Source organism: Candidatus Borrarchaeum sp. (genome assembly GCF_019058535.1).
GTDB classification, from domain to species: Archaea; Asgardarchaeota; Sifarchaeia; order Borrarchaeales; family Borrarchaeaceae; genus Borrarchaeum; species Borrarchaeum weybense.
In genome coordinates, this window is the sequence record NZ_JAHPYX010000237.1 from 1 (window position 1) to 5552 (window position 5552).

The 5552-nt window shown below is 38.1% G+C and carries 4 protein-coding genes; 2 read left to right on the forward strand and 2 right to left on the reverse strand.

All coding sequences use genetic code 11. From position 1 onward, the window contains the following. Window positions 1-299 (forward strand): hypothetical protein (locus QVB70_RS14595; RefSeq protein WP_287587715.1); only part of this gene is annotated, 299 nt, incomplete at its 5' end. 69 nt (window positions 300-368) lie between these two features. Here QVB70_RS14595 and larA read toward each other — a convergent pair. Together larA and QVB70_RS14605 are read right to left on the reverse strand one after the other, a co-directional pair. Then, complete coding sequence (gene larA / locus QVB70_RS14600; RefSeq protein WP_287587716.1) at window positions 369-1631, reverse strand: nickel-dependent lactate racemase; 1263 nt, start codon at window positions 1629-1631, stop codon at window positions 369-371. A gap of 83 nt (window positions 1632-1714) precedes the next feature. Continuing rightward, window positions 1715-2263 (reverse strand): nitroreductase family protein, encoded by a 549-nt coding sequence (locus QVB70_RS14605; RefSeq protein WP_287587717.1) that lies wholly within the window; start codon window positions 2261-2263, stop codon window positions 1715-1717. A gap of 191 nt (window positions 2264-2454) precedes the next feature. On the opposite strand from QVB70_RS14605, the gene QVB70_RS14610 reads away from it, so the two are divergent. Beyond that, the coding region (locus QVB70_RS14610) for a PAS domain S-box protein (protein WP_287587719.1) at window positions 2455-5552 on the forward strand (3098 nt) is incomplete at its 3' end.

Sequence of the window (5552 nt, forward strand, 5' to 3'; positions counted from 1 at the left end):
CTACGTTATCAGGAGAGTTAAAGAACACACCAAGGGATGCTTCTCTAGTCCCTTGCTCTGTAAACGGTGGTTTAAACAGAGAGGAAACTCTCAGTGATCATCGTATAGTACTGACTGATAACTTTGGCGAAGAGAACCTACTCCCTTGGTGTTGGGAGCGGCGGGACTTGCGAGTACCCGTCATTAAAACACCACCCGAGGTTGGGTACACCAACCCCTGTCTCCGCAGAAAGGGTTGTGTGAGCAACGCTCGACCTCAATTCCTCCCCCCAACAAGTTGGGGGGTCTCCTTGAGGTAATAATAATGAAATACCTATATGAGTATTAAAAAACATCATGTCCTCATTCCGAAAACACTTTTTTTAACCTTATTTTTTGTTTAGATTTAGGTATGGGATGGTAAGACTCCCTGATGGCATTATCACAATTCTCGGCTGTTTGCCCTTTACCTTTATCAATTGAATTGCGTCATTCACAGCTGACTGGATGTCAGAATATGGCTTTAACTTTGCTTTTTTGATAATATTTTCATCCAAATCAGTAACGGCCCACATTTGAGTTCTAATTCCGATTTGTGCCATTTTTGCTGCTTTGTGATAACCAAGTTTATACTCTTCATCCAGTATATTCAAAACATCCTGACAAGATCCTGCGCTACCCAAAAGATCTAAAAATGCAGCTTCGCCAACACCCATTCGACATTTTGAAACAACAATCAGGATCCCATCATCTTCTACTGCCAATTTACCATTGTCTAGGGCTTTTTGAGACTGATATAAATCAATATCCATAGGATAAGGTGCAACGGAAATAACTATATTTGCTCTTTGCCTCAATGGAACGCAATAGATCGTTTTAGCTGCCTCAATAGCTGCATCAAAGGTTTTCAGTAGATCACCAGCAGTCACGGCATAGAGTTTATGATCGCCAGTTAGAACTGTCTGAATAGAAAAAATATTGATATTTTCTAAAACATTCATCGCGTCTACCATATCTTCATGGACAGGATTACCATCTAGAGCGAGAGATCTTGCATCATCACTAAACGCAAGTCTATGATTCATTTCAATAGTCTTATATGAGGCAACGCCAGGGAGAAACGATTTCCTTCCACCGGTGAACCCAGCAAAATAATGTGGTTCAACACTCCCAATAATAAGCACATTCCTGATCTCAGGAACTAACTTGTTGATATACATCTCGGTCCCATTCTTCGACGTTCCGAGATATGTCATATCTTCTTCCTTTCGAGCATCGTGAACGAAAATTACCTCTTTGAAATCATCATAGAACCTGCCAAAGATAAAACGATTTTCTTCTTCAGTTGGTTCCCTATGAGCCCCTGTAGCGACAAGAAACCGAACATCAGAATGAGATGAAAGATATGAAAAAAGAAACTCCAATATCACACTTGTAGGAGTCGGGCGTGACGCATCATTAACGATGACAAGTAAACGGTCAGATTTCGCAGCAAAATCTTCGAAAGATTCTTTCCCTATTGGATTTTGAATCGCTTGCTCAATAATTTCAAATTGATCTCTGATTTGGACTTCATTTGGGACTAATACTTCACAAGGCGCTGAAATATCAATTGTGATATTTTCCTCTCCGTAAGGGATGTCAACTTGCATGTATCTCTCACCAACTATATTTCTCAAAATCCTTGAGATATTCTAGTTTTCAATTTTTTGTTTGTCTCGAAGACAAGAACGAGTTATTCTGAGTGTCCATATTGCTCATAATAAACAATTTCTTCGATTGATTTCCTGCGTTTTGACTTTGGTTCTTCGTCAGGATATCCAAGTGGAGTGAGCGCAACAACTTCAATATTAGCGGGTACACCAAGAATATCCTTAACCGCCTTTTCGCTAAACCAACACACCCAGCACGTTCCTAGCCCCTCATTTGTGGCGGCAAGGACTAGTTGTTGCATAGAAATTCCAAGATCAAGTATGTGCCACTGTTTGTCCCCTATTCTTTGAGAATCTATGTATCCTGAGCGTTCTGGATCTGCACATCCTGCTATTATAATGGGAGCTTGGATAAATGCCTTTTTAACAGGATTTCCTGAAGGTAAGACGTCTGCCAATGCTTTTTTAGTGCTATTGTCTTTTACCACAACATACCTCCAGCATTGCATGTTAGACCAACTCGGTGCGATACGTGCAGCTTCAAGGACTTTGTTTAGTTTATCTTCAGGAATTGGATCATTTTTATATTTCCTAATACTCCGTCTTGTCACAATAACTTCCAGAAAATCCATAAAATATCCTCCAGTTTGCTGTTTTTGAAGTTTTAGCTTTTAAATGACATTTGCATATATCATTTTAAAAGTAATGAACAATGAAAATATATAAAGAATCAGATTATTTGTTAGAAGTTGGGGCAGGGAACAACCTGATTGGATGCAAATCACAACTTTCAAATTAAAATAATCTTCAGGAGTTGCTTTAAATGAACAATGAGAATAAGACAAAAGAGCAACTTATAGCTGAAATGATAGAATTACGTCAAAGAATTGCTGAATTGGAAGCATCAGAAATACAATATAAGCAAGTAGAAAAAGCGCTAAAGGAATCTGAAGATAAGTATTCAACTATTGTAGAAAAAGGAAACGATGGGATCGCTATTGCTCAACATGGGAAAGCAAAATTTGCAAATTCAATGTTGCTTGAACTTTTTGGATTCACATTAGAGGAAACACTTGAAAAGCAATTTATTGATTATATTACTCCAGAATCTCGAGAATTAGTTATGGAACGGTATAAAAAGAGGATTGCTGGAGAACAAATTCCAAATAGATACGAAATTGAACTCTATACAAAAGATGGCAGGAAGATACCAGTTGAAATAAATGCCAGTTTAATTGAATACGAGGGAAAACCAGCAGATTTAGCAATAGTTCGCGATATCAGCGATCGTAGAAAGGTTGATACCTCGTTAAGAGAGAGTGAAAAGAAATTCAGAGAATTGTCTGATTTATTGCCAGAAACAGTTTATGAAACAGATATCGAAGGAACTCTTACCTTCGTCAATCGTATAGGATTTAAGACTACAGGCTATTCTCAAGAGGATCTTGATAAGGGATTGAATGCCTTCCAACTAGTAGTTCCTGAAGATCATGAGAAACTCAAGGAGAATATTACAAGACTGATAAAAGGAGAAGAAATAGGAATAAACGAATATACAGCGCGAAGAAAAGACGGGAGCAAATACCCAGTTGCAATACATAGCTCTGTCATCAGAGATAACGAAGGAAAATCTGTTGGCCTAAGAGGGATTATTATTAACATTACAGAGCACAAACGTGCTGATGAGAAGATAAAGAACTATGCTGAAAACTTGGAAAAGATGGTTGAAGAGCGAACGAAAGCCTTAAGAGAATCGGAGGGAAGACTTCAGGCAATTTTAACAGGAATTGGCGATCTCATTACAATTCAAAATAAGGATCTAGACATAATATGGGCAAATCAGCCAATAAGAGAACTGTGGGGAGAGATTGTTGGAAGGAAGTGTTATGAAGCTTATAAAGGATTAACCGTACCCTGTCCAGATTGTACTGTTAAAAAAGTGTTCAAAGAAGGAAAAACGACAGTTACCGAACAAATTAGCACAATTCCAGACGGAACGCAAATGCATGTATTAGTCACCAGTTCCCCAGTAAGAGATGCTAAGGGAGAGATAATTGCAGTTGTAGAGGTTGATAAGGACATCACCGAACGTAAGAAATTGGAACGAGAATTGAAAAATTATACTGAAAACTTAGAAAATATCGTCGAAGAACGGACAAAAGAATTAAAAGAAGCTGAAGCTAAACAGCAGGCTGTTTTAAAAGGAATAGGAGACCTAATCACCATTCAAAATAAGGAATTAGACATTATCTGGGCTAATCAGCCAATAAAGGAGCATTGGGGTTCTGTTGTTGGTAAAAAGTGTTACAAAGTGTATAAGTGTTTTGATGAGCGCTGTCCTCAGTGCACGGTCGAAATGGTCTTTAATGAGGGGAAAACCTTTGTTTCGGAACAAGTGGTTATAAATCCTGATGGAAAGCCAATGAATACTTTGGTAACAAGTTCTCCAGTAAGAGATGCCGATGGAAAGATCGTCGCCGTTGTGGAAGTGGTAAAGGATATTACAGAACGAAAAAAATTGGAGGTTGAACTTAGAGAGTCAGAGGAACGTTATCGAGGGTTGTATAAATCCTCTATAGACGGCATTATCTCTCTTGATGTAAATGGAAACATTCTAGAATGCAATCAAGCCTACGCTAATTTACTCGGCTATTCAAAAGAAGAACTTTATGCCCTCAATGTTTTTGACCTAACACCTGACAAATGGATTGAAGCTAATAAAAAATACCATACCCAAATATTAACATTGGGTTATTCTGAAGAATTCGAAAAGGAGTATATAAGGAAAGATGGATCAATCGTCTCAATTGCAACAAGAGGATGGTCTATCAACAAAGAAGGGAAAACGATTGGAATGTGGGGTATTATTCGTGACATCACTGAACGTAAGCAAGCGGAGAAAAAAATAAAGGAATACACTGAAAATCTCGAACAAATCGTTGAAGAAAGAACATCAGACCTCAAAGCATCAGAGGAGCGCTATCGGGGATTATATGAGTCCTCGATTGATGGTATTGCCTCTTTAGATATGGATGGAAACATTATAGAATGTAATCAAGCCTACGCCAACATGCTGGGGTATACCAAAGATGTGCTCTATAACTTGACATATCAAGATCTTACGCCTGAGAGATGGTATGACATTGAAACAGATATTTTCACCAAACAGATACTTCCAAAAGGCTATTCAAATGTGTACGAAAAGGAGCATATCAAGAAAGATGGGACAATCTTTCCGGTCTCTGTAAGAGGCTGGCTCATTAAAGATAAGGAAAGCACACCAACTGGAATTTGGAAAATAGTTCGTGATATTTCCGAACAGAAGAAAATGGAGCGACAATTGAAAAAGTATACTGAAGACTTAGAAGCATCAGAAAAACGCTATCGTGGGTTGTACGAATCCTCCTTAGACGGTATCGTCTTCCTAGATCTTGAAGGAAATATTCTAGAATGCAATCAGGCTTTCGCAGATATGCTTGAATATACAAAAAAGCAATTATATAACGCTAACTATCGTGAACTCTTTCCCAGCAAACTGTTTGATTATGTGGCAAAAACTCTATCTGACCAAATATTTACAAGTGGCTATTCTGATGAGTTAGAAACGGAAGCTCTCAAGCAAGACGGGACAATTATTTCTGTCTCAGTAAAAGCATGGCGCATCAAAGACCAAGAAAACAACCCTATTGGAATGTGGATAATTGTTCACGATATTACTCAACAAAAGAAACTAGAGAGTCAACTTAAAAACTATGCTGAAAATCTAGAAAAATTTGTTGAAAAGCGAATGGAGAGACTTAAAGAGTCGGAAAAACGATATCGAGGATTATATGAATCTTCTGCTGATGGAATTTTCTCTGCAGATTTGGAAAAAAATATTATTGAGTGCAATCAGGCCTTTGCCGATATGCTGGGCTATAC